This is a genomic window from Candidatus Pantoea communis, from assembly GCF_011752685.1.
GTDB classification, from domain to species: Bacteria; Pseudomonadota; Gammaproteobacteria; order Enterobacterales; family Enterobacteriaceae; genus Pantoea; species Pantoea communis.
Genome location: NZ_VWXC01000005.1, coordinates 136,805 through 159,038, shown reverse-complemented (window position 1 = coordinate 159,038; position 22,234 = coordinate 136,805). Strand labels below are relative to the sequence as shown.

Here is a 22,234-nt window from a genome sequence, read left to right as displayed (position 1 = left end):
GCCGAAAAAACCCTTTCGTCTATAGTTAACAATCAGATGCAGTCAAGGAGGCAGGATGAGCAAAATTAAACGCAGAATTGATGATCACGGCGTGATTGGGGATTTACGGACCTGTGCATTGATCGCCAATGAGGGCACCATTGATTATCTCTGCTGGCCCGAGTTAGACAGCCCATCCGTGTTTGCTGCGTTGCTGGATGGCGATGATGCCGGTCTGTTCTCACTGGCACCCGACTGGAAAAATGCGCGCCAGCAGCAGCTCTATCTACCGGACACCAATATTTTACAGACGCGCTGGTTGGGCGATGCGGGCGTGGCGGAGATCACCGATTACATGCCGATCTGCGACCAGCCCAATAAAGTGCCGCGACTGGTACGTCGGGTCAAAATGGTGCGCGGCTCGGCCACCTTCAATTTGCTGTGCGCCCCGCGCCATGATTATGCCCGTGCTGAAACCCATACCGAACTGCGCCCCGGTGGCGTGGCCTTTCTTGCTGAAGGCCAGCCCGCGTTACGGCTGAGTGCTACAGTGGTGATGACCCGTGAAAACCACAGTGCAGTTGCCGAATTTACCCTCAAAGCCGGGGAATCTGCTGAGTTCGTATTTGGCAGCGATGACGATCCCTTCGTGGCGGAGATTGCCACTGAACAGTGCTTCAGCGACACACTGGCCTACTGGCGGCGCTGGAGCAGCCACAGCACGTATCGCGGACGCTGGCAGGAAATGGTGACGCGATCCGCACTGGCACTCAAACTGCTTACCTCGAAACAGCACGGTTCGATTGCGGCTGCAGCGACCTTTGGTTTGCCGGAAGAGTTAGGCGGCGAGCGCAATTGGGATTATCGCGCCTCGTGGATCCGCGATGCCTCCTTCAGCATGTATGCGCTGATGCGGCTGGGTTATGTGGAAGAAGCGCGAGACTTTACCCATTGGGTGGGGCGCTGCGTCGAGCACAGTCATGACGACACGCCACACCTGCAGGTGATGTATCGCCTGGACAGCGGCACCGAACTGCATGAAACCGAGTTGCTCAATCTTTCCGGCTATGCCAACTCGCGCCCGGTGCGCATCGGCAATGATGCGTGGCGGCAGACCCAGCTGGATATTTACGGCGAACTGATGGATGCCATTTACCTTGCCAATAAATACGGTGAAGCCATTTCACAACGTGGCTGGCGGCATGTGTCCGACATGATTGATTATGTCTGCGGCAACTGGAACCAGCCCGATGCCGGTATCTGGGAGATGCGCGGTGAGCCGGAGCACTTTCTGCATTCGCGCCTGATGTGCTGGGTGGCGTTGGATCGCGCCCTGCGTCTCGGTCTGAAGCGTTCGTTGCCAATGCCGTATGAGCGCTGGGATCGTGTGCGCAGTGAAATTCGCGACGACATCTGGCAAAACTTCTGGAACCCGGAACTGGGCCATTTCACCGCCACACGCGGCGGCAAGTTCCTGGACGCATCCATGCTGTTGATGCCGCTGGTGCGCTTTGTCAGCTCTACCGATCCTGACTGGATCGCCACCCTTGACGCGATTAAAACCCACCTGGTGAGCGACGGTTTAGTGCGCCGCTATAACATTAGCGAAACGCCTGCCGATGCCTTAACCGGGGGTGAAGGTTCCTTTGCCGCCTGTTCCTTCTGGTATGTGGAGTGTCTGGCGCGAGCCGGGCGCGTGCATGAGGCGCATTTTGAGTTTGAAAAGCTGCTGAGCTATGCCAATCCCCTGGGATTGTACGCTGAGGAATTTACTACGCATGGCGAAGCGCTGGGGAATATGCCGCAGGCGCTGTCGCATCTGGCGTTAATCAGTGCCGCTTTTTTCCTCAATCGTAAATTGAGTAATGAAGTGACGCTGTGGCAGCCTTAAGAAAATTCACATTTTGGGCGGTACGGCAACGAGATGGGTCGGGAAATGCCCACTAATTAAGTAAAGTATCATCAGCCATTGAAAATCCTGATTCCCATCACTGCGCCTATGCACATATAATGCGCACCGGGTCATTGAGACCAAGATGGATTCGACACACTGACAAGCCTGAAACACGGCTATAACGACTTGAAAAACATGAAAAAGAGCATTCGCGCGTTCGCTTCACTTGCTTTAGTACTGGCGGCGTTCAGCCAGTCGGCATTCGCAGTAGTGTATCCGCTGCCAGCGGCTAACAGCCGTTTGATCGGCGAAAACCTTGAAATCACCGTGCCTGATGACAGCCGACTTCCGCTGGAAGCCTTCGCTGCTCAGTACCAGATGGGCCTCAGCAACATGCTGGAAGCCAATCCGGGCGTTGATGTTTATCTGCCAAAAGCGGGCACCAAAATGGTGATCCCTCAGCAGCTGATCCTGCCTGACGCCCCGCGTGAAGGCATCGTGATCAACAGCGCGGAAATGCGTCTTTACTACTACCCGAAAGGCACCAAGACCGTGGTTGTGCTGCCAATCGGTATCGGCGAACTGGGCAAAGACACGCCAGTGAACTGGACCACGACGGTTCAGCGTAAAAAAGCCGGTCCAACCTGGACGCCGACCAAAGCGATGCACGCAGAATACGCATCACGTGGCGAAAGCATTCCAGCGGTATTCCCGGCAGGTCCGGATAACCCGATGGGCCTGTATGCGCTGTATATCGGCCGCCTGTACGCAGTTCACGGTACTAACGCCAACTTCGGTATCGGTTTACGCGTGAGCCACGGCTGTGTGCGTCTGCGCGCTGACGACATCAAATGGCTGTTCGACAACGTGCCGGTTGGTACTCGCGTACAGTTTATCGATCAGCCGGTGAAAGCCACCGTTGAGCCAGATGGTTCTCGCTATGTAGAAGTGCACAACCCACTCTCTACTACCGAAGAGCAGTTCAACTCACGTGAAGTGGTGCCGATTACGCTGACCGCTGCGGTAACCAAAGTGATTGCCGATGGCAGCACTAACCAGGATGCAGTCAACAACGCTATCCAGGCACGTAACGGTATGCCGACTAAAATCAACGGTCCGCAGGGTGAAGTGATGCCTGCTCCGGTGCCGGTACAGGAATCTTCTGACGCCACGCCGAAAGAAGAGCCGATGACTCCGCAAGGTGCCAGCGCCGTTGCACCGCAGAGTGATGTGGCTCCGGCTGCTCAGCCTGCACCAGCGACCGGCAACAGCCTGTAATCGCTGACTCGCCATACAGTAAAAAGCCAGCCCATTGCGGCTGGTTTTTTTATGGGCGCAAAAACGTATTACCCGAATCGACTGACCACAAAATTGTGACTTATGTGGTCGTTCTGATCTGTTACCTGTGTGCCCGGTAGTCCCTTGATGCGCGCCTGGATGCCTGGGCATCATTCCCGCCGCCGTCTCAGCGCCAGCCAGCCCGCCACCAGGGTAAACACCAGCACCACAATCACCAACAGTAAGAAACCGTGCGGATTATTTGCCAGCGGAATCCCGCCCACGTTCATACCGAAAAAGCCGGCAATGATGTTAATCGGCAGCGCCAGCACGGTGATCACCGTCAGTAAAAACAGCGTGCGGTTACTCTGCTCCATCAAACTCGCGGCAATCTCTTCCTGCAACAAGCGAATGCGTTCCATCAGTCCCGCCAGGTCATTCAATGCCACGCTGAACTCTTCCGTAAAGATGCGCAATTCACTTAACGGTTCGCGCTTAAGCCACTTTGGTGGCCGATTTAACAAACGAAATAGCGCGGCGGGTTCCGGTGCCAGCAAACGCTGCACACGCAGTAGCATACGGCGCAAATGGCCCAACTCACTGCGGTTGGTTTTAATCGCTGCACTGAGCAAACGCTCTTCAATGGCATCCACCGCCTGACTGGAGCGACGCACCACTTGCTCTAATTGCGCTTCCTGCTCACCCAGCAACCACAACAGCATCGCATCCGGCTCGGCGAACGGGAGACGATCAATTTGCTGATGCATGCGTTCAATCATTCCCACCGGGCGATAACGCGCGGTGACAATGGTGTGCGCACAGCACCAAATCCACAACGTCGCGTTCTGTGTGCTGCGCTCTTCTTTGCTGAACGTCACATCATTGAGCACCGCCAGCAGCGCATCGTTTTGATGGGCCAAACGTGTGCGCGGTGAAGCAGAATGGATCTCATCGAAAAAATCATCGTCTACACTAAAGTGGTCCTGAACCCAGCGCTCGGCACGGGCATGATTCAGGTTGATGTGTAGCCAAAGAAAATAGGATTCCGGCAAATTTTGCTGCGCGAGCTGCGAAGCTTCACGCGCGTTGAGCCGCTGTGGCGGTGCTTCCGGCGTGAACAGATACCCATGGATAAGTCCGGCCACTTCATTATTGAAGTCCGGCAATGAGGCAAGCGGCAAGACAGGCTGGAGCATGGCAGCGTGAGGATCCCGAAGCGGTCAGATCCACAGACTGCGACAGCCGTGTTACAGCAAGATGACAGAGCGTGATCGCGATCATCATTCTGTCATACAAACCACGTATCACACTGCGGGTAACGGATGCCAATCGAGCATCGTCAATCCACACCGGGGTGTGTTATGGCTGAAAACAGTTTACCTGCATCTACATCAACATCATCGTCCCAAAACGGACGCCCGAATCTTAACCCGGGCAACGGAAAAATCTCACGCATCATCTTCCTGATCCTGCTATGCGGCGGCCTGTTGTTCACCGCCATCAACCTGTTTAATGACGTGGAGGAGACCGGCGCGCCTGTCACCAGCTATACGCCGTTCCTGCTGCTGGGCGTGGCTTTAGTGATTGCGCTCGGCTTTGAGTTTGTTAACGGCTTCCACGATACCGCCAATGCTGTCGCCACCGTGATTTATACCCATTCGCTGTCGCCGGGTGTGGCCGTGGTGTGGTCTGGCTTCTGCAACTTCCTCGGCGTGTTGCTCTCCAGCGGCGTGGTGGCGTTTGGCATTATCTCGCTGCTGCCGGTGGAGCTGATTCTGCAGGCAGGCAGCGGCAACGGCTTCGCCATGGTGTATGCGCTGCTGTTCTCGGCCATCATCTGGAACCTCGGCACCTGGTATTTCGGCCTGCCAGCCTCCTCTTCGCATACGCTGATCGGTTCGATCATCGGCGTGGGCGTGGCGAATGCCCTGCTGCATGGTCGTAGTGGTACCAGCGGTGTGGATTGGGATCAGGCGATCAAAGTGGGTTACGCCCTGCTGCTGTCGCCGATTGTCGGCTTTATCTGTGCGGCGCTCCTGCTGCTGGCGATGAAGGCCTTTATCCGCAACCGCCAGCTGTATGAAGCACCAAAGGGCAATCAGCCTCCACCGGCATGGATTCGCGGCCTGCTGATCCTGACCTGTACCGGTGTCTCATTTGCCCACGGTTCAAACGACGGTCAGAAGGGCATGGGCCTCATCATGCTGATTCTGGTCGGCACCATGCCGATTGCCTACGCCCTGAACCGTTCGCTGCCGCCGGATCAAATCCCGCGCGTGGCCGCGTTAACTCAGGTCACTGAACAGCAACTGCTAACGCTGCAACCGGCACCGGCTGCAATGCCCGCACCGCGTGAAGTACTGACCGAGTTTGTGCGCACCAGCCAGAATCGCCCTCAGGTACTCCCTGCCCTTGGCATGATGCTGGGCGATATCGGCGATCAGATCCGCCGTTATGGTGCGGTGGAAAATATCCCTGCCCGGGCAGTGACCAACACCCGTAACGATATGTATCTTGCCTCCGAAACCATCAAACATCTGCAATCGGCCAAAGTCGCGCTGCCGGAAGAGATTGCCAGCAATCTTACTGCGGTGAAGAAAGAGCTGGATGCCGCCACGCGCTTCATCCCGATGTGGGTGAAAGTGGTGGTCGCAATTGCCCTTGGCCTCGGCACCATGGTGGGCTGGCGCCGCATTGTGGTCACCGTCGGTGAGCGCATCGGCAAAACCCATCTGACCTACGCACAGGGTGCCAGTGCGGAGCTGGTGGCGATGGCGACCATCGGCGCAGCGGATGTCTTCGGCTTGCCGGTCTCCACTACGCACGTGCTGTCATCAGGCGTAGCGGGTTCAATGGCCGCCAACAAATCTGGTCTGCAGCTCTCAACGATTCGTAACCTCGCGCTGGCGTGGGTACTGACGCTGCCGGTCTCGGTCTTACTTTCAGGGCTGCTTTACGCTCTGTTTATTCATCTGTAACGGGGAAAAGTCATGGCGACACACGACAATAGCTTCCACAGCGAGACCTTTAATGCGCGTCTGCTGCAGGAGTTTTACGACAGCTACGACGAAGAGCTGGAAATGGAGCTGGACGATCTACGCTTCAATGATAATGGTGAGCCACAGCAGGAAGGCGATAAGGCCTTTCGCCGCCGCTACTTCCGTGAGCTGCTACATCTGCAGGGCGAGCTGGTGAAGTTGCAGGATTGGGTGATGCGTACCGGACATCGCGTGGTGATTTTGTTTGAAGGCCGTGATGCCGCCGGGAAAGGCGGGGTGATCAAGCGTATCACCCAGCGTTTAAACCCGCGCACCTGTCGCGTCGCCGCCCTGCCCGCACCGAACGATCGTGAGAAAACACAGTGGTATTTCCAGCGCTACATCGCTCACTTGCCTGCAGCCGGTGAAATGGTAATGTTTGACCGCAGCTGGTACAACCGCGCAGGCGTTGAGCGCGTGATGGGCTTCTGTAACGAAGCCGAAGTGGAAGAGTTTTACCGCAGCGTGCCGGAATTCGAAAAAATGCTGACCCGCAGCGGCATTCAGATCATCAAATACTGGTTCTCGATTACCGATGAAGAGCAGGAGCTGCGCTTCCTGAGCCGCATCCACGATCCGCTGAAACAGTGGAAATTGAGCCCGATGGATCTCGAAAGTCGTCGCCGCTGGGAAGATTACACCGAAGCGAAAGAAGAGATGCTGGAGCGCACCCATATTCCTGAAGCGCCATGGTGGGTGGTACAAGGTGTGGATAAGAAGCGTGCGCGTCTGAACTGCATCAGCCATCTGCTGCAACAGGTGCCCTACGAAGAGAGCGAGAGCAAAACCATTATGCTACCGGCGCGCGAACGTCATGAAGATTATCGCCGCGCGCCAGTTCCTGAAAACATGGTGGTGCCAGAGAAATATTAATGAACAGTTTGCACGGCTGCCTGGCGGCCGTGCTGCTGTTGCAGACGCAACGTAATGGCAAATGCGCCCAGCACCATCAGGGCCGCCGCCAGATACACTGACTGCATCCCCCAATGACCAATCAGCAACCCCGCCACCGGACCCGTCAATCCCAGCCCTAAATCGAGAAACGCCGAATACGTCCCCAACGCCGATCCCTGATCCTGTTGCTGCACACGTTTTACCGCTTCCACACCCAGCGCCGGGAACACCAGCGAGAAACCACCGCCGGTCAGGAACGCGCCGATATCCACCAGCCAGCTGCTGTCGGCCTGCCAGATTAACAGCAGACCAGCACACTCCAGCACAAACGACACCAACGACACTTTCAAGCCGCCGAAACGGGTGATGTAGCGGCCACCGGCCAGTCGCACCAGCACAAAGCCCAGGCTGAACAAAGTCAGGGCAAAGGCGGCACCGCTCCAGTCGCGGCTGGCAAAATAGAGCGTGATAAACGTCGAGATGACGCCAAAGCCGATGGTGCCGAAGCCCAGAGCCAGCCCGAACAGCCAGACGCGGCTGACCACGCGATGAAAAGGAATACGCACGCCCGCTGTGACGCTGACCGCCGCCTTACGACTCGCCATGCAGAAACCAATCACGCCCATCAACGCCACGAGTCCGGCAAACCCGCTGATGCCGAACATTTGATTGAGCAGCACTCCGAGCGGTGCGCCTATCGCCATCGCAAAGTAGGTGGCAACGCCATTCCAGGAGATCACACGCGCCGTCTGCAGCGGTCCGACAAGGTTCATTCCCCACAGTGTCGAACCCGTACTGCTAAAGCTTTCTCCCACGCCCAAAAACAGCCTACCCAGCGCTAAAAGCGCCAGACTCAGCATGGGTGTTGCGGTAAACAACGCGGCGAGAAGAGAGAGCACGCCGCTCATGCCGCAGCACACCAATCCCATCATCACCACGCGTTTCGGGCCATAGCGATCGGCCAGGCGGCCCGAATGCGGACGACTGAGCAGCGTGGCGAAGTACTGCAGGCTGATGATCAGCCCGGCGATGAACGAGCTGAAACCCAGCTGGTTATGCACAAATCCCGGCAGCACCGCGAGCGGCAGCCCTACTGAGAGATAGCAGAAGAAGGTGAAGACAATAACGGAAATGATGCGTTTATTTAACTGAGCATGACTCAGTACAGCGGCGTCAGACATAAGTGATGGCATTACAAATGAATGTGAAACGCTACTATAGCGCAATTAGCGTTGAGCTTGAACCTGACTTTACCTGGAACTGTGTCATGGCTTAATTCTGTATATTTCTATTATCGCTTTTATTGAAATGTCGCCTCGGTAATTTCACTTTCCATTAATAATCAAACTTAATTCAATTTCATTTACGCATTGTTCTGACAAATCTGAAAAAAAACAATAATCGGAAAACGATTAACCAAAAACATTCCATTAAAAGAGCAGCAAAACCAACTGTTAATCCCTTCAGGTCGAATGAGTGCAGAGAGAGGCGCGCGCAATCATTCACATTAAGACATAGATCCCGCCCCTGATTGCCTTTAGGTTACAGATTATTCAATCAAACTTTGATCGTTACTTTCGGTGCGTAATCTACACGATGACGTGGAACCCTCGCACCTGATTAACCCCATCTCTAACCTCTGTTCATTCTGTTCCCTACCGACCAGGAGAGATTATGAAGATAATCACCAGTGGAAGCGGATATCCTGAAAAAAGAAATATCATCACCAACCCACACAATAAATATATTGATTTTCGCAAAAAGAATATCTACTTCTATTTAAATGCCGTCAGAGCAAGAATCTTACATAAAAATAAACAATTTATTTTTCTCCCGCTCCCCGGCTTGTTGCCACATGATGCGGATGTCATTCACCTCTTCAACGAAGTGGCCGACACCAAAAGGAACTGGATCGCCACTTTTGAAACCGAAATCCCGCGCGTACTGCCGGTGCCTGGAGTGGCGAAGTTCGACAATCCTCAACTGAAGTCGCAACTGCAATTAATCGCCAGAACGGAATGCCTGACGTTGATTGCCATCTCGCAATCGACGCTTAACATCCAGCTGAAGCTGCTCGACGCCTTTCCCGCGATCAAAGCCGCCGTCAGACACAAGCTCCACGTCCTGCATCCGCCGCAGCCGCTGCTGTGCGTCAAACCGCGTCTGATCTCGCCGGGAGAAATTCGTTTCATCTTTATCGGCAATGAGTTCTATCGCAAAGGCGGCGCGGAAGTGGTGCTGGCTATCTCCCAATTAACTGAAGAGGATGTGTTCACTCGCGGTCAGATTCAGGTGACGCTAATCGGTGACATCACGCAACGGCATAATATCGCCCACCGACATTTTCAGGATGATGAGGCGTTCTACGCGCGCATTGAACACCTCATCAAAATCTCGCCGCACATTCAGCATTTCACCACCCTGCCCAACAATCAGGTGCTGACCTTGCTGCAGCATTCGCACGTGGGATTGCTGCCCAGCTGGCAGGATACTTACGGCTTCTCGGTGCTGGAGATGCAAGCCAGTGGCTGTCCGGTGATCACCACCAACATTCGCGCCTTGCCGGAGATCAATCCACCCGGTACAGGGTGGCTGATTCAGCAGCCGATCAATGACGAATATGAGTATGTGGTTGATTCTGAGGAGAGCAAACTGCAGATACGCCGACAAATTGTGCAACAGCTTAAGGGGCATATCATTGATATTTTGCGTAATCCGGGCGTGATCACGCAATATTCTGCGCAATCACTGAAGCGAATTGCTGAGCAGCACGATCCGGGAAAATTCAGCGAGCAACTTGCTCACTTCTATTCAGCCAGCAAGCAGATGCACTACACAACGGCGTTTAAATGAGGGAGGGTTAAACCGGTGCGGTTAACTGAAGGGCGTGGCGCTCAATTGCCGTGGCAATCTCAGCAGATACGCGCAGAGTGCGGATCTCACTGAACAGCCCATCGGCTTCGTTATAGGCTTTACGCAGATAACCGAGCCACTGTTTGATGCGGGCGACGTGATACATGCCGGTATCGCCCTGCTTCTCCAACTGCGTGTACTTCAGCAGCAGTTCGACCACATCCGGCCACGGCATCGGCGCTTCGTTGTATTTCACCACACGGCCGAGGTTCGGGATGTTGAGCGCACCGCGCCCCAGCATCACCGCGTCGCAACCGGTGATGCGCAGACAGTCTTGCGCATCCTGCCAGCTCCAGATCTCACCGTTGGCGATCACCGGAATCGATAGACGCTGGCGAATTTCACCAATCGCCTGCCAGTTGATGCTCTCAGCGCGGTAGCCATCTTCTTTGGTGCGGCCGTGCACCACCAGTTCGCTGGCCCCGGCCTGCTGCACTGCGTCGGCAATTTCAAAGCGACGCTCACCCGAATCCCATCCCAGACGCACTTTCACCGTGACGGGAAGGTGATCGGGCACGGCTTCACGCATCGCTTTCGCGCCGCGATAAATCAGCTCAGGATCCTTGAGTAAGGTGGCGCCGCCGCCGCTGCCGTTCACCAGTTTTGATGGACAACCGCAGTTGAGATCGACGCCCCAGGAGCCGAGTTCTACCGCACGCGCGGCGTTTTCTGCCAGCCACTCAGGATATTGTCCGAGTAGCTGCATACGCACGCGCGTACCGGAAGCCGTTCGGCTGCTGTTGTGCAGCTCGGGACACAAACGGTAGAAGGATTTTACTGGCAGCAGCTGATCGACCACGCGTAAAAACTCAGTAACGCACAGATCATAATCATTTACCCCGGAGAGCAGTTCGCGTACCAGCGAATCCAGCACGCCCTCCATCGGCGCCAGTAATACCCTCATCGCGTTAGATGTTCCCGCTCTTTTTCGCTGCCGGACGACGACGACCGCTGTTGGCGGCTGGCGCGTTTTGAGCGGCACTGCTGCCCTGACGACGTGCAGGACGCGCTTCGCCCTGTGGACGTGCGCCATTGCCACCCTGCGGACGCTGACCGTTGCCGCTGTGCGGACGAGAGACGTTACCGCCCTGCCCACGCCCCTGGCCACCCTGACCACGGCCCTGGCCGCGACCCTGCTGCTGGCGACCGTTCTGGATCGGTTCCGCTTTGATGCTAGGGTCCACTTCGAAACCTTCCAGCTCAATGCGCGGAATTTCACGCTTCAGCAGGCGTTCGATATCACGCAGCAGTTTGTGTTCATCGACACACACCAGTGACAGCGCAGCGCCGGTTGCCGCAGCACGGCCGGTACGACCAATACGGTGGACGTAATCTTCCGCCACGTTTGGCAGCTCGTAGTTCACCACGTGTGGTAATTCTTCGATATCCAGACCACGCGCGGCGATATCCGTTGCCACCAGCACACGAATGCCACCGGATTTGAAGTCAGCTAACGCGCGGGTACGCGCGCCCTGGCTTTTGTTACCGTGGATTGCCGCTGCGGTGATGCCATCTTTGTTCAGCTGTTCAGCCAGATGGTTGGCGCCGTGTTTGGTACGGGTGAACACCAGCACTTGCTGCCAGTTGTCGCGACCAATCATCAGCGACAGCAGTTCCCGCTTACGCTTCTTATCAACGAAGTGCACCTGCTGTGAAACTTGCTCAGAGGCGGTGTTACGACGCGCCACTTCAACCTGCTCCGGGTTGGTGAGCAGTTTTTCCGCCAGGGTTTTGATCTCATCCGAGAAGGTGGCAGAGAACAGCAGATTCTGACGTTTCGCCGGCAGACGCGCCAGTACACGGCGGATATCGTGGATGAAGCCCATATCGAGCATGCGATCCGCTTCATCCAGCACCAGAATTTCAACCTGTGACAGATCGACCGCATTTTGATGCGCCAGATCCAGCAGACGGCCTGGCGTCGCCACCAGCACATCCACACCCCCGCGCAGTTTCATCATCTGCGGGTTGATGCTCACGCCACCGAAGACCACCAGTGAGCGGATATTAAGATACTGACTGTATTCACGAACGTTCTCGCCCACCTGCGCCGCCAGTTCACGGGTTGGGGTGAGGATGAGTGCACGCACCGGACGGCGACCACGCGCCGTGCTCGGATTGGCAGAAAGACGCTGCAACAATGGCAGCGTGAAACCGGCGGTTTTACCGGTACCGGTTTGGGCGCTCGCCAGCAGGTCACGGCCCGCCAGCACCACGGGAATGGCCTGACGCTGAATCGGCGTCGGTTCCTGGTAGCCTTGTTCCGCTACCGCACGCAAAATATCGGCACTTAAGCCGAGAGAGTCAAATGACATGCAGGTGTATTACTCCGAACCGCCCTGTTCGCCGTCAGCGATGTAGTTTTCAGGGGGTATATGACGCAAGCCTGTTGGGCTCACGTGTGAAAAGGGCACAAACTACCATGCGTAAGGGCGGGAGTTTAGCAGGTTTCCGCGGCCACCGCGACTGACAATAGTCACGGCGCTGTAACATGATGTTGGTAGTCTTCCCGTCGTGGCACGAGTCGTGCCGTTGCTCTCTGCGCCCGTCATTGCGCTGCGCATAAAAAAGGAGCCGCATGCGGCTCCTTTCGGTTCGCAACTGAGCTTTCGCTTAGCTGCGCTTTTTCTCCACGCGATGCGCGGGTTCTTTCGCCAGCAAGGATACCAGCGCCGGACCCACCAACATCACCACGCCCAGGCAACCGATCAACAGGTTGTTGTGGATGAAGCGAGAGATCAGGAACAGCGTCAGCATCGCTGCGCCGAAGTAGTACGTTGTTGTGACTTCTTCCAGCGCGTCACCCATGCGACGCAAACGGGCACTACGCTGCAGAGCCAGCATGGCGATAAACACCACCGCATAAGCTGCTACCAGGGTACTGCTCACTTCAACCAGCGCCTTGTGTTTCCAGCCCCAAACCAGCGCGGCGATCACCAGCAGGTGCATCGCAATATGCAAACAGGTTTGACCGGTAACGATCTGAACACGATTAGACCATTTCATTCTCTTCTCCTGGCAGACCCAACAGGTCGCCCAAGTGTATCTGGCTGCGGCCAGACGGATTTCCTCAATGTAAAGCAAATTTCGGATAACGCCCTAATTTTCTGCGCCCTTCACCACCCATTTGTGACAAAGACTACACTTTGTGCTGTTGATGATGAAAAGGAGCGCGTCGAAGTATGCCACAAAACACGCAAGGATTTTCATTTAAAGTCCTGACGATCAATACCCACAAGGGGTTCACCAGCTTTAACCGTCGCTTTATCCTGCCGGAATTGCGTGACGCAGTCCGCGCCACCTCGGCGGATATTGTCTTCCTGCAAGAGGTGATGGGCACCCACGCTATCCATTCACTGCACATTGAGAACTGGCCGGAAAACTCTCATTACGAGTATCTGGCCGATACCATGTGGCATGATTTTGCCTATGGCCGTAACGCAGTTTATCCCGAGGGACATCACGGGAACGCGATATTGTCACGTTTCCCCATTATTGAATATGAAAATCTCGATATTTCTGTGGCGGGAAGTGAAAAACGCGGCATGTTGCACTGCCAGATTCGCCTGCCGGACCGCCCCGATCCGCTGCATGTCATCTGTGTGCATTTAGGGCTTAAAGCACAGCATCGCCAGGCGCAGATGAAGATGATGAGCGATCGCATCAATGCCCTGCCGCATGATGCGCCGCTGGTGGTGGCCGGAGATTTCAACGACTGGCAAGTGCACGCCAATCGCTTCCTGAAGCGCAGCGCGGGATTGCAGGAAGTGTTTAGCATGAAAAACGGCCGCCCGGCACGTACCTTCCCGGCACGTTTTCCGCTACTGCGACTGGATCGTATTTATATCCGCAACGCCACCGTGAGCCAGCCCTGGGCGCTGCCGGTCAAACCCTGGTCACACCTTTCCGATCACGCCCCCCTGGCCGTGGAGATCTTCCTATGAATTTCAGCTGGCGTGAGGGCAATCAGTTGCGGTTGCTGGAGAACGGCGAGCAGTTCTTCCCCTGCGTTTCAGCAGCGATTCAGCGTGCCGAGCGTTCGTTGCTGCTGGAGACGTTTATTCTGTTTGAAGACGACGTCGGCAACGCACTGCATAGCGATCTGCTGGCGGCGGCGCAGCGTGGCGTGAAAGTCGAAGTGATGGTGGATGGCTATGGTTCACACGATCTCTCCGACGCCTTTGTGAACACGCTGACGGAGGCCGGGGTGCGTTTTCTCTATTACGATCCGCGCCCGCTGGTGCTGGGCATGCGCACCAACGTGTTCCGTCGTCTGCATCGTAAAATCGTGGTGGTCGATGATGCCCTCGCCTTTGTGGGCGGCATCAACTTCTCTGCAGAGCACAATACCGATTACGGCCCGGAGGCAAAGCAGGATTATGCGGTCGAGGTGACGGGGCCGGTGGTGCTGGATATTGCTCGCTATGTACAGCAGGCCATCGGTAGCAAGCAGACCACGCGACGCTGGTGGGGAGGACGTTCACAGCGGCTGGCGGTTAATGCGATGCCCGGTGAGGCACAGGTGTTGTTTGTTTATCGCGACAATGACGACCATCGCGACGACATTGAGCAGCACTATCTCGATATGCTGCGCAAGGCCAAACAGGACGTCATCATCGCTAATGCCTATTTCTTCCCTGGCTATCGCCTGTTACGTGAAATGCGCAGTGCCGCACAGCGTGGCGTGCGTGTACGGCTGATCGTGCAGGGTGAACCGGATATGCCGATTGTTAAAGTGGGCGCCGAGATGCTCTATAACTATCTGGTGGATGCCGGGGTTGAGGTCTACGAATATTGCCGCCGCCCGTTGCACGGCAAGATTGCGGTGCAGGATCAGCACTGGGCCACGGTAGGCTCCAGCAATCTCGACCCACTGAGTTTATCGCTCAATCTGGAAGCCAATCTCATCGTGCACGATCGCACTTTCAATCAGACGCTGCGTGACAACCTGGAAGCCCTGCTTCAGCACGATTGTGTGCGTGTGCAGGATGACAAATTGCCGCCGCGCACCTGGTGGCATCTCACCAAAAGTGTGATTGTGTTCCATTTCCTGCGTCACTTCCCGGCCATTGCCGGTTGGTTGCCCGCGCATACGCCTTTACTGGCGCAGGTTGATCCCCCGGTGCAACCGGAAATGGAAACCCAGGATCGGGTCGAAACCGGCAACGAAGGAGCGAAACCCTGATGAGCAAAAAACATTCGCGCTGGCAGTGGACAAAGAAAATCCTCACCTGGCTGTTCTTTATTGCGGTGATCGTACTGCTGGTGATCTACGCGCGCAAAGTGAACTGGCAGGACGTATATCAGGTGATCGTCGGCTACAACCGCTATGTGGTGCTGGGCGCAGCGGCGCTGGTGGTGGTCAGCTATCTCACCTATGGCGTGTATGACTTAATCGGTCGCGCCTACTGTGGACACAAGCTGGCGAAGCGTCAGGTGATGCTGGTGTCGTTTATCTGCTACGCCTTTAACCTGACGCTCAGCACCTGGGTTGGCGGCGTGGCGATGCGCTATCGCCTCTATTCACGGCTTGGCCTGCCCGGGGGCACCATCACACGCATCTTTTCCATGAGTATTGCCACCAACTGGCTGGGCTATCTCCTGTTGGCGGGCGTGGTGTTTGTCGCCGGCATGGTGCCGGTTCCGCCGCGCTGGTTTATTGGCGAAAATACTTTGCGCATTATTGGTGCCGTGCTGTTAGTGCTGGTGGCGATTTATTTGTGGGCCTGTGCCTTTGCGAAAAAACGTCGCTGGACGATAAAGGGGCAACATTTACAGCTGCCGTCGCTGCGCATGGCGCTGATTCAGTTTGCCGTCTCCAGCGCGAACTGGCTGGTGATGGGCACCATTATCTGGCTGCTGCTGGCGCGTCAGGTGGATTATCCGCAGGTACTGGGGGTGTTACTGATCAGCAGTATTGCGGGGGTGATCATTCATATTCCGGCGGGCATCGGGGTGCTTGAAGCGGTATTTCTGGCGCTGCTGGCTGGCGAGCATGTTTCGCACGGCACCATCATTGCCGCCCTGCTGGCCTATCGCGTGCTGTACTTTATTTTGCCGCTGCTGCTGGCGCTGGTGTTGTATCTGATGCTGGAGAGTCGCGCTAAACATCTGCGGCAGAAGAATGAACAGAAGATGGCCAAATCAGACGCGGGATAATCGGGGAGAAATCACTCGCGCGCGGTGGGCGCCATCAATGGCGCACCCGACAAAATTCTGTGCAGATTTACATTGATGCACGTTGCCTGTCATGAATTGCGCCCCCTACAAGCATCCTGTTCGGATGTTGCAGGGGGCGCATTGATACCAGCCAGAAGCGGTGCTGCAGAGTTAACGACGGTTGCCGAAAATACGCAGCAACATCAGGAACAGGTTGATGAAGTCGAGATACAGCGTCAATGCACCCATGATTGAGTAACGACGCAGATTCTCTTTGTCATTAACGTTGATGGTTTCACCAATCGATTTCAGTTTCTGGGTGTCATAAGCGGTCAGACCGACAAACACCACTACGCCGATATAGGTGATCGCCCACATCAGCGCCGGACTTTTCAGCCAGAAGTTCACCAGTGACGCCAGTACGATACCAATCAATGCCATAAACAGCAGGCTGCCAAAGCGGCTTAGGTCGCGCTTGGTGGTGTAACCGTAGAAGCTCATGGCACCGAACATGCCCGCTGTCACGAAGAAGGTGCTGGCGATAGAGGAATAGGTGTAGACGAGGAAAATACTCGCCAGCGTCAGGCCCGTTAGCGCTGAATAGAGCATAAACAGCCCGGTGGCTAAGGTACTGCTCAGACGATGCACCATGCCCGACAGCACAAAGACTACCGCCAGCTGCACAATGATCAGCCCGAAGAAGGTGATGCGATTTGCAAACACCAGCTCCATCACCGCCGGCGTGCGCGCTGCAAACCAGGAGACAAACGCGGTCAGCAGCAAGCCGCAGGTCATCCAGCCATAGACCTGCGCCATATATGTCTGCAGCCCGGTTGACGCCTGCTGCACGATTGAATCATTACGTGGATATCGGTCCATGATGCACCTCTTTAAGTTAGACAAACGCTCTAAGTGTGGAGTCTACACCGCATTGCGTCAACGGCGCGTCAAGCACTGCTGATATCGGCCATTTACGCGCTGGGCAAACCAGGCGGTGGTCAGATTGCGGGTGATTTTCGGGCTCTCCAGTTTAATGCCCGGCAGCATCTCGCGCGGCAGGCGTTTACCGGCCATTTTATCAGCCAGAATAAACGTCTGCTTCCAGAGCGTGCTGCTGCTGAAGCTTTCCGTATCGCCCTTCTCCAGGTCGCGACGAATTTCCCGATTGCTCATATCCAGTTGCTTGCTCAGCGTGCGCACCGCTAATTCGGTGGAACCCGCTTGCTCGCTGCCGTACATAATTAAGTCACCGTCCAGCGCCAGTTTGATGCCGCTGGCGCGCGCTACGGCTGCCTGGAAAGCGGCGTTGCGGCTGGCGTACCAACCGGCATTGAAATCGGCAAAACGGTACAGCATCTGGCTGTAATCCGCCGGATAGCCGAGCAAATGCAGCGTACCGAAATAGATGCCGCCACGACGCGTGAAGACTTCACGGCGAATCGAGCCATCAATTGAATACGGATAACCTTTGGCATGCGCTTCGGCAAATTCAATGCTGACCTGCATCGGGCCGCCGGTGTGAATCGGATTGAGATTGCCAAACAGCTTCTGCCCCATCGGCACCATATCGATGAAATCATCGAAAATTGCGCTCAGCTCTTTCTCACTGCGCACCTTATCCAGTCGCGCGGCGTAGCTTTCCCCGGTGGGCGATTTAATCAGTAAGGCGGTGCGCACTAAGAAGGCGGGAACGTGCACTTTGGCGGCGCGGCGGTCAATTTCACCCCAGGCGATTTTGGGTAAACCGGGCACAGGCGCATCGGCACTGAAATTGGACTCCTGATCGGTGACCGCGATCACCGCACAGACGTTACTGGCGCTGGGATCGATCTGCTGGACGCGAAACGCGGTGTAGATGTCGTCTGCCCAGGCGCTTTTTTGGCTGACATCGCTCGGCAGTAACTTTTGAATCTGAGATTTGACGTCGGCAGGTTGCCGCGCGGGGGCCTGCGGTTCTTTTTTGGTACTACATCCGGCCAGTACCAGCGCGGTGAGCAGCGCCGCGCCTTTGAGCATTTTAGTGGTATTCATCTTGTTCCCTGACAGGCCAGCAAAACCCGTACCTTAACGTTTTCAACTCGCTACGGCTATCAGAGCAGGTCGGTTTTACGCGCTACTTCCAGCGTTCGGCGGCTTGATGGTCGCTGTCGCGCGCATCGACCCAACGATCGCCCTGTTCGGTGGCTTCACGCTTCCAGAACGGCGCACGGGTTTTCAGGTAATCCATGATGAACTCGGTAGCAGCAAATGCGCTACTGCGATGGGCGCTGCTGACGCCCACAAACACAATTTCATCACCAGGGAACAGCTCGCCCACGCGATGGATCACCGTCACCTGCTGCAACGCCCAGCGCTGACGCGCCTCTGCGACTATTTCCGCCAGCGCTTTTTCCGTCATACCCGGATAGTGTTCCAGGGTTAAAGCGGCTACGCTGTCACCGAGATTGTGATTGCGCACTTTGCCGGTAAAGGTGACCACCGCGCCATCACTGTCATGCGCGGCGAGTTGGCGATACTCCTCGCCAACATCAAAAGGCTCAACGCCGACGCGAATACGAGTGGCCATGCTCATCCTCCGGTGACCGGCGGGAAGAATGCCACTTCATCGCCCGCACGCAGCGGGTGGCTCATCGGTACCAGCGTCTGATTGACCGCTGCCAGCAATTTGCCGGACTCCAGCGCCAGCGCCCAGCGATCGCTCCTCTCCGCCAGCGCTGCACGCAAGGTTGCTACATCCTGATATTCCGGTTTCAGCTCTAACGCGCTGGTGCCGGTCAATTCACGCACCTGGGCAAAAAACAGCACCTTAATCATGTGCCACCGCCTGGAAGTCGCCGGATTTACCGCCGCTTTTGCTGAGCAGACGCAACTGATCAATCACGATATCTTTCTGCACCGCTTTGCACATGTCGTAAATGGTCAGCGCGGCCACCGATGCGGCGGTCAGCGCTTCCATTTCCACGCCGGTTTTTCCGGTCAGACGGCAACGAGAGGTGACGCGCACGCGGTTGTGCTCAGGCTCGGCCACCAGCGTCACTTCCACCTTGCTCAACATCAGCGGATGGCACAGCGGGATCAACTCCCAGGTGCGTTTCGCGGCCTGAATGCCGGCAATGCGCGCCGTGGCGAACACGTCGCCTTTATGATGGCTGCCGTCGATGATCATCTGCAGCGTTTCCGCGCTCATCAGCACCAGTGCTTCAGCCTGGGCTTCACGCACCGTTTCAGTTTTGCCGGAGACGTCCACCATATGGGCTTCACCAGCGGCATTGATATGAGTTAATGATGACATGCTTACAACTTCTTCAAATGAGAGACAAAATTACAAGGGCGCGTGCGTGCATCCAGCTGTTCTTCAATAATGCGTTCCCAACCGCTACGGCAGGCATTGGTTGATCCCGGCACGGCGAAAATCAGCGTCTGATTCGCCAGCCCGGCCACCGCGCGTGATTGCAGCGTGGAACTGCCAATCTCTTCGTATGAGATCATCCGGAACAGTTCGCCAAAGCCGTCAATTTCACGGTCGAACAGCGGCAGCAGCGCTTCCGGCGTACTGTTTTTGCTGTTAAATCCGGTGCCGCCATTGACGATCACCACCTGCACATCATCACTGGCAATCCAGCGCGACACGGTGGCGCGAATGCGGTAACGGTTGTCAGGCACAATCGCGCGATCCACCACCTGATGCCCGGCTTCTGTCAGTGCCTCACGCAAGTAGTCGCCCGAGCTATCATTGCTGGCATCACGGCTGTCCGAGACGGTCATCACCGCCACATTCAAGGCGACAAACTCGCCGGTAGGTTTACCCATGGCTGTAACTCCTGTGTTTAGCCGCCAATGAAAGAGAGGTTTTGTGTTATGCCGGTGTTGCCCTGATGCAGGAAATGCGTCTGCTTTTTCTGCCCGAGACTGTGGGCAATACGCGCCTGTAGTTCGCCCTGCTGATCGTCGGATGCCAGTAAATCGCGCAGCGAGACGCCACCGTCGCCAAACAGGCACAGATGTAAATTACCCATTGCCGACACGCGCAGGCGGTTGCAGCTGGCGCAAAAATCCTTTTCGTAAGGCATGATCAAACCGACTTCACCCTGATAGTCAGGATGGCGGAACACCTGAGCGGGTCCGTCACTGCGACCGCGCGACTGGCGTTGCCAACCCTGCATGATCAGCTGATTGCGAATCACCTCACCCGAGATGTGATGACGACGGAACAGATCACCGCCCTCGCCGGTTTCCATCAGTTCGATAAAGCGCAGCTGAATTGGACGGATGCGGATCCAGTCGAGGAAGGTCGCCAGGCTGTGGCTGTTGAGATCGCGCATCAGCACGCTGTTGACTTTGACCTTCTCGAACCCGGCGTCAAACGCGGCATCAATTCCGGCCATCACTTCCGCGAATTTGTCCTGGCCGGTGATGGCGTGAAACTGGCGTGCATCGAGGCTATCGACACTAACGTTAATGTGGGTGAGCCCGGCATCACGCCACGCGCGCACGTCTCGCGCCATTCGGTAGCCGTTAGTGGTCATGGCGATCTGGCGAATGGCGGCGTTTTCACGTACTGCTGCGATGATATCGGTGAAGTCACGCCGCATGGAGGGTTCGCCGCCGGTCAGGCGCACTTTTTCCGTGCCCGCGGCCGCAAAGGCACGCGTCACGCGACGAATCTCGTCGAGCGAGAGGAAACTTTTATTGTGATTACCGTTCGGTTTATAGCCGTCCGGCAAACAGTAGGTACAACGGAAGTTACACACATCCGTGACCGACAGGCGCAAGTAGTAGAAGCTGCGCGCATAGGCATCTGTAAATTGTGGCACCTGAACACCTTTCCAAATACGGGAGATGCAGTCATTTCTTTCTGCACCCTGGCAGCGATGCTGCGGCCAGGCATCCATATCGTTATGACTTAGGCATGCAAGGCTTGGGAGTCTGTTGTCATTGTGGACAACACGGTTAATTCGAATGGTAGCGCGATTTCTCCCTCGCATCCATCAGTGAATTTCGCTATATATATTGATACATAACGTTTTTTCACCGCATTTTCGCCGCAGGATACGGTAAAATGCGCGGCAGATATTGATACACATCACTTCAACTGCACGACAACCTGCAGTTGTCAGTTAAAAGGAACAGCATGAATCGTACCCTGGCAGATTTGGATCGCGTGGTAGCACTGGGCGGCGGGCACGGCCTGGGTCGTGTGATGTCGGCGCTGGCACCGCTGGGCTCACGCCTGACCGGCATCGTGACCACCACCGATAACGGCGGATCCACCGGACGCATTCGTCGTTCGGAAGGCGGTATTGCCTGGGGAGATATGCGTAATTGCCTGAACCAGTTGATCATGGAACCGAGCGTAGCGTCGGCAATGTTTGAATACCGTTTTGCCGGTAACGGCGAACTGGCCGGTCACAACCTCGGTAATCTGATGCTCAAAGCGCTCGATCACCTTAGCGTGCGGCCGCTGGAAGCCATCAACATCATTCGCAATCTGCTCAAAGTCGATGCCTTCTTGATTCCGATGTCGGAGCAACCGGTAGACCTGGTGGCGCAGGATTGCGAAGGCAATATGGTGTATGGCGAAACGGCAATTGATGAAATGAAGCTACCGCCGCAAGAGTTGATGCTGCATCCCAATGTTACTCCCACTAAAGAAGCACTGGATGCGATTGCGGAAGCGGATTTGATCCTGATTGGCCCAGGCAGTTTTTACACCAGCCTGATGCCAATTCTGCTGATGGAGGAGATGGCACGCGCGCTGCGCCGTACGCCCGCCACCATGGTGTTTATTGGCAATCTTGGACGTGAGTTAAGCCCGGCCGCCAGCCTGACGGTGGCGGATAAACTGGCAATGATGGAAAAAGCCATCGGCAGGCGAGTGATTGATGCCGTGGTGGTCAGCCCGTCAGCAGACGTCAGCGGTGTGGAAGATCGCCTGATTGTACGTGAACCGCTGGAGGCCGCCGATATCAAGTATCGCCACGATCGCCAGCTGCTGCGGATTGCATTGGAACATGCGATTCAGGCGGTGTGACCTTGCGAAAGTCGTGCGCGTGATTGCGCTTTCTACGCAGAGAGGTAT

At 56.0% G+C, this 22,234-nt stretch carries 21 protein-coding genes and 1 riboswitch; of the genes, 9 read left to right on the top strand and 12 right to left on the bottom strand.

Translation table 11 applies throughout. The features are described from left to right. The first annotated feature begins 55 nt into the window (after nt 1–55). Both F3J37_RS09285 and F3J37_RS09280 read left to right on the top strand, forming a co-directional pair. The gene (locus F3J37_RS09285) at nt 56–1,870 is read left to right on the top strand and encodes a glycoside hydrolase family 15 protein (protein ID WP_058961596.1); all 1,815 of its coding nucleotides are present in this window, start codon (nt 56–58) and stop codon (nt 1,868–1,870) included. 198 nt (nt 1,871–2,068) lie between these two features. Beyond that, on the top strand, nt 2,069–3,151 hold the full coding sequence (locus tag F3J37_RS09280; RefSeq protein WP_034821064.1) for a L,D-transpeptidase family protein: 1,083 nt from the start codon (nt 2,069–2,071) through the stop codon (nt 3,149–3,151). Nucleotides 3,152–3,321: 170 nt separating this feature from the next. Here F3J37_RS09280 and F3J37_RS09275 read toward each other — a convergent pair whose 3' ends face one another. Further along, complete coding sequence (locus tag F3J37_RS09275) at nt 3,322–4,347, bottom strand: transporter (RefSeq protein WP_034821067.1); 1,026 nt, start codon at nt 4,345–4,347, stop codon at nt 3,322–3,324. A gap of 165 nt (nt 4,348–4,512) precedes the next feature. Here F3J37_RS09275 and F3J37_RS09270 point away from each other — a divergent pair, with 165 nt between their 5' ends. Together F3J37_RS09270 and ppk2 are read left to right on the top strand one after the other, a co-directional pair. Continuing rightward, a complete protein-coding gene (locus tag F3J37_RS09270; RefSeq protein WP_166933098.1) occupies nt 4,513–6,129 on the top strand; it encodes an inorganic phosphate transporter in 1,617 nt (538 codons plus the stop codon). A gap of 12 nt (nt 6,130–6,141) precedes the next feature. Continuing rightward, entirely contained in the window at nt 6,142–7,062 is a 921-nt protein-coding gene (gene ppk2 / locus F3J37_RS09265; protein WP_166933096.1) for a polyphosphate kinase 2, read from the top strand. Here the strand turns inward: ppk2 and F3J37_RS09260 are convergent. Beyond that, nucleotides 7,059–8,264, bottom strand: coding sequence for an MFS transporter (locus tag F3J37_RS09260; protein ID WP_166933094.1), 1,206 nt, complete (start codon nt 8,262–8,264; stop codon nt 7,059–7,061). The two genes, ppk2 and F3J37_RS09260, sit on opposite strands and share 4 nt — an antisense overlap. Before the next feature lie 493 nt (nt 8,265–8,757). Between F3J37_RS09260 and F3J37_RS09255 the strand changes: the two genes are divergently transcribed. Continuing rightward, entirely contained in the window at nt 8,758–9,936 is a 1,179-nt protein-coding gene (locus F3J37_RS09255; RefSeq protein ID WP_166933093.1) for a glycosyltransferase family 4 protein, read from the top strand. A gap of 7 nt (nt 9,937–9,943) precedes the next feature. On the opposite strand, the gene dusC is transcribed toward F3J37_RS09255, so the two are convergent. From dusC to F3J37_RS09240, 3 genes are all read right to left on the bottom strand, one after another. After that, the gene (gene dusC / locus F3J37_RS09250) at nt 9,944–10,900 is read right to left on the bottom strand and encodes a tRNA dihydrouridine(16) synthase DusC (RefSeq protein ID WP_058961601.1); all 957 of its coding nucleotides are present in this window, start codon (nt 10,898–10,900) and stop codon (nt 9,944–9,946) included. 4 nt (nt 10,901–10,904) lie between these two features. Then, entirely contained in the window at nt 10,905–12,311 is a 1,407-nt protein-coding gene (rhlE, locus tag F3J37_RS09245) for an ATP-dependent RNA helicase RhlE (protein ID WP_034821085.1), read from the bottom strand. A gap of 298 nt (nt 12,312–12,609) precedes the next feature. After that, a complete protein-coding gene (locus tag F3J37_RS09240) occupies nt 12,610–13,002 on the bottom strand; it encodes a YbhQ family protein (protein ID WP_034821088.1) in 393 nt (130 codons plus the stop codon). Nucleotides 13,003–13,178: 176 nt separating this feature from the next. On the opposite strand from F3J37_RS09240, the gene F3J37_RS09235 reads away from it, so the two are divergent. Genes F3J37_RS09235 through F3J37_RS09225 form a run of 3 tightly spaced genes read left to right on the top strand, consistent with a single transcriptional unit; the run spans nt 13,179 to nt 16,155 of the window. After that, entirely contained in the window at nt 13,179–13,940 is a 762-nt protein-coding gene (locus tag F3J37_RS09235; protein WP_058961602.1) for an endonuclease/exonuclease/phosphatase family protein, read from the top strand. Further along, complete coding sequence (gene clsB / locus F3J37_RS09230) at nt 13,937–15,181, top strand: cardiolipin synthase ClsB (protein ID WP_166933091.1); 1,245 nt, start codon at nt 13,937–13,939, stop codon at nt 15,179–15,181. Before F3J37_RS09235 ends, clsB begins: the two co-directional genes overlap by 4 nt. Continuing rightward, on the top strand, nt 15,181–16,155 hold the full coding sequence (locus F3J37_RS09225) for a lysylphosphatidylglycerol synthase domain-containing protein (RefSeq protein WP_166933090.1): 975 nt from the start codon (nt 15,181–15,183) through the stop codon (nt 16,153–16,155). Before clsB ends, F3J37_RS09225 begins: the two co-directional genes overlap by 1 nt. Nucleotides 16,156–16,326: 171 nt before the next feature. Here the strand turns inward: F3J37_RS09225 and F3J37_RS09220 are convergent, their stop codons facing one another. From F3J37_RS09220 to moaA, 7 genes are all read right to left on the bottom strand, one after another. Next, nucleotides 16,327–17,034, bottom strand: coding sequence for a Bax inhibitor-1/YccA family protein (locus tag F3J37_RS09220; RefSeq protein ID WP_034821101.1), 708 nt, complete (start codon nt 17,032–17,034; stop codon nt 16,327–16,329). Between the two features lie 57 nt (nt 17,035–17,091). Then, nucleotides 17,092–18,186, bottom strand: a complete 1,095-nt coding sequence (locus F3J37_RS09215; protein WP_166933089.1) for a DUF1615 domain-containing protein — start codon at nt 18,184–18,186, stop codon at nt 17,092–17,094. Between the two features lie 82 nt (nt 18,187–18,268). Continuing rightward, complete coding sequence (gene moaE / locus F3J37_RS09210; protein ID WP_166933087.1) at nt 18,269–18,721, bottom strand: molybdopterin synthase catalytic subunit MoaE; 453 nt, start codon at nt 18,719–18,721, stop codon at nt 18,269–18,271. A gap of 2 nt (nt 18,722–18,723) precedes the next feature. Then, nucleotides 18,724–18,969 carry a molybdopterin synthase sulfur carrier subunit gene (gene moaD, locus F3J37_RS09205; RefSeq protein ID WP_166933085.1) on the bottom strand — a complete coding sequence of 82 codons (246 nt, stop codon included), beginning with the start codon at nt 18,967–18,969 and terminating at the stop codon, nt 18,724–18,726. Continuing rightward, a complete protein-coding gene (moaC, locus tag F3J37_RS09200) occupies nt 18,962–19,447 on the bottom strand; it encodes a cyclic pyranopterin monophosphate synthase MoaC (protein ID WP_097117386.1) in 486 nt (161 codons plus the stop codon). Before moaC ends, moaD begins: the two co-directional genes overlap by 8 nt. Nucleotides 19,448–19,449: 2 nt before the next feature. After that, complete coding sequence (moaB, locus tag F3J37_RS09195; protein WP_034821116.1) at nt 19,450–19,965, bottom strand: molybdenum cofactor biosynthesis protein B; 516 nt, start codon at nt 19,963–19,965, stop codon at nt 19,450–19,452. Between the two features lie 17 nt (nt 19,966–19,982). Then, entirely contained in the window at nt 19,983–20,969 is a 987-nt protein-coding gene (gene moaA, locus F3J37_RS09190; RefSeq protein ID WP_166933084.1) for a GTP 3',8-cyclase MoaA, read from the bottom strand. Beyond that, nucleotides 20,958–21,092, bottom strand: a riboswitch (molybdenum cofactor riboswitch). Its footprint overlaps the gene before it by 12 nt. Nucleotides 21,093–21,286: 194 nt before the next feature. On the opposite strand from moaA, the gene F3J37_RS09185 reads away from it, so the two are divergent. Beyond that, nucleotides 21,287–22,186: a gluconeogenesis factor YvcK family protein gene (locus F3J37_RS09185; protein WP_034821119.1), complete on the top strand. Its 900-nt coding sequence runs from the start codon at nt 21,287–21,289 to the stop codon at nt 22,184–22,186. Nucleotides 22,187–22,234 lie beyond the last annotated feature (48 nt).

Coding starts and splice junctions, on each gene's coding strand:
- F3J37_RS09240 (WP_034821088.1), bottom strand. CDS start 13,002: ATGAAATGGTCTAATCGTGTTCAGATCGTTACCGGTCAAACCTGTTTG.
- F3J37_RS09185 (WP_034821119.1), top strand. CDS start 21,287: ATGAATCGTACCCTGGCAGATTTGGATCGCGTGGTAGCACTGGGCGGC.
- F3J37_RS09220 (WP_034821101.1), bottom strand. CDS start 17,034: ATGGACCGATATCCACGTAATGATTCAATCGTGCAGCAGGCGTCAACC.
- F3J37_RS09260 (WP_166933094.1), bottom strand. CDS start 8,264: ATGTCTGACGCCGCTGTACTGAGTCATGCTCAGTTAAATAAACGCATC.
- dusC (WP_058961601.1), bottom strand. CDS start 10,900: ATGAGGGTATTACTGGCGCCGATGGAGGGCGTGCTGGATTCGCTGGTA.
- F3J37_RS09255 (WP_166933093.1), top strand. CDS start 8,758: ATGAAGATAATCACCAGTGGAAGCGGATATCCTGAAAAAAGAAATATC.
- F3J37_RS09285 (WP_058961596.1), top strand. CDS start 56: ATGAGCAAAATTAAACGCAGAATTGATGATCACGGCGTGATTGGGGAT.
- rhlE (WP_034821085.1), bottom strand. CDS start 12,311: ATGTCATTTGACTCTCTCGGCTTAAGTGCCGATATTTTGCGTGCGGTA.
- F3J37_RS09235 (WP_058961602.1), top strand. CDS start 13,179: ATGCCACAAAACACGCAAGGATTTTCATTTAAAGTCCTGACGATCAAT.
- F3J37_RS09270 (WP_166933098.1), top strand. CDS start 4,513: ATGGCTGAAAACAGTTTACCTGCATCTACATCAACATCATCGTCCCAA.
- clsB (WP_166933091.1), top strand. CDS start 13,937: ATGAATTTCAGCTGGCGTGAGGGCAATCAGTTGCGGTTGCTGGAGAAC.
- moaD (WP_166933085.1), bottom strand. CDS start 18,969: ATGATTAAGGTGCTGTTTTTTGCCCAGGTGCGTGAATTGACCGGCACC.
- moaE (WP_166933087.1), bottom strand. CDS start 18,721: ATGGCCACTCGTATTCGCGTCGGCGTTGAGCCTTTTGATGTTGGCGAG.
- F3J37_RS09275 (WP_034821067.1), bottom strand. CDS start 4,347: ATGCTCCAGCCTGTCTTGCCGCTTGCCTCATTGCCGGACTTCAATAAT.
- moaB (WP_034821116.1), bottom strand. CDS start 19,965: ATGGGTAAACCTACCGGCGAGTTTGTCGCCTTGAATGTGGCGGTGATG.
- F3J37_RS09225 (WP_166933090.1), top strand. CDS start 15,181: ATGAGCAAAAAACATTCGCGCTGGCAGTGGACAAAGAAAATCCTCACC.
- moaC (WP_097117386.1), bottom strand. CDS start 19,447: ATGTCATCATTAACTCATATCAATGCCGCTGGTGAAGCCCATATGGTG.
- F3J37_RS09280 (WP_034821064.1), top strand. CDS start 2,069: ATGAAAAAGAGCATTCGCGCGTTCGCTTCACTTGCTTTAGTACTGGCG.
- F3J37_RS09215 (WP_166933089.1), bottom strand. CDS start 18,186: ATGAATACCACTAAAATGCTCAAAGGCGCGGCGCTGCTCACCGCGCTG.
- ppk2 (WP_166933096.1), top strand. CDS start 6,142: ATGGCGACACACGACAATAGCTTCCACAGCGAGACCTTTAATGCGCGT.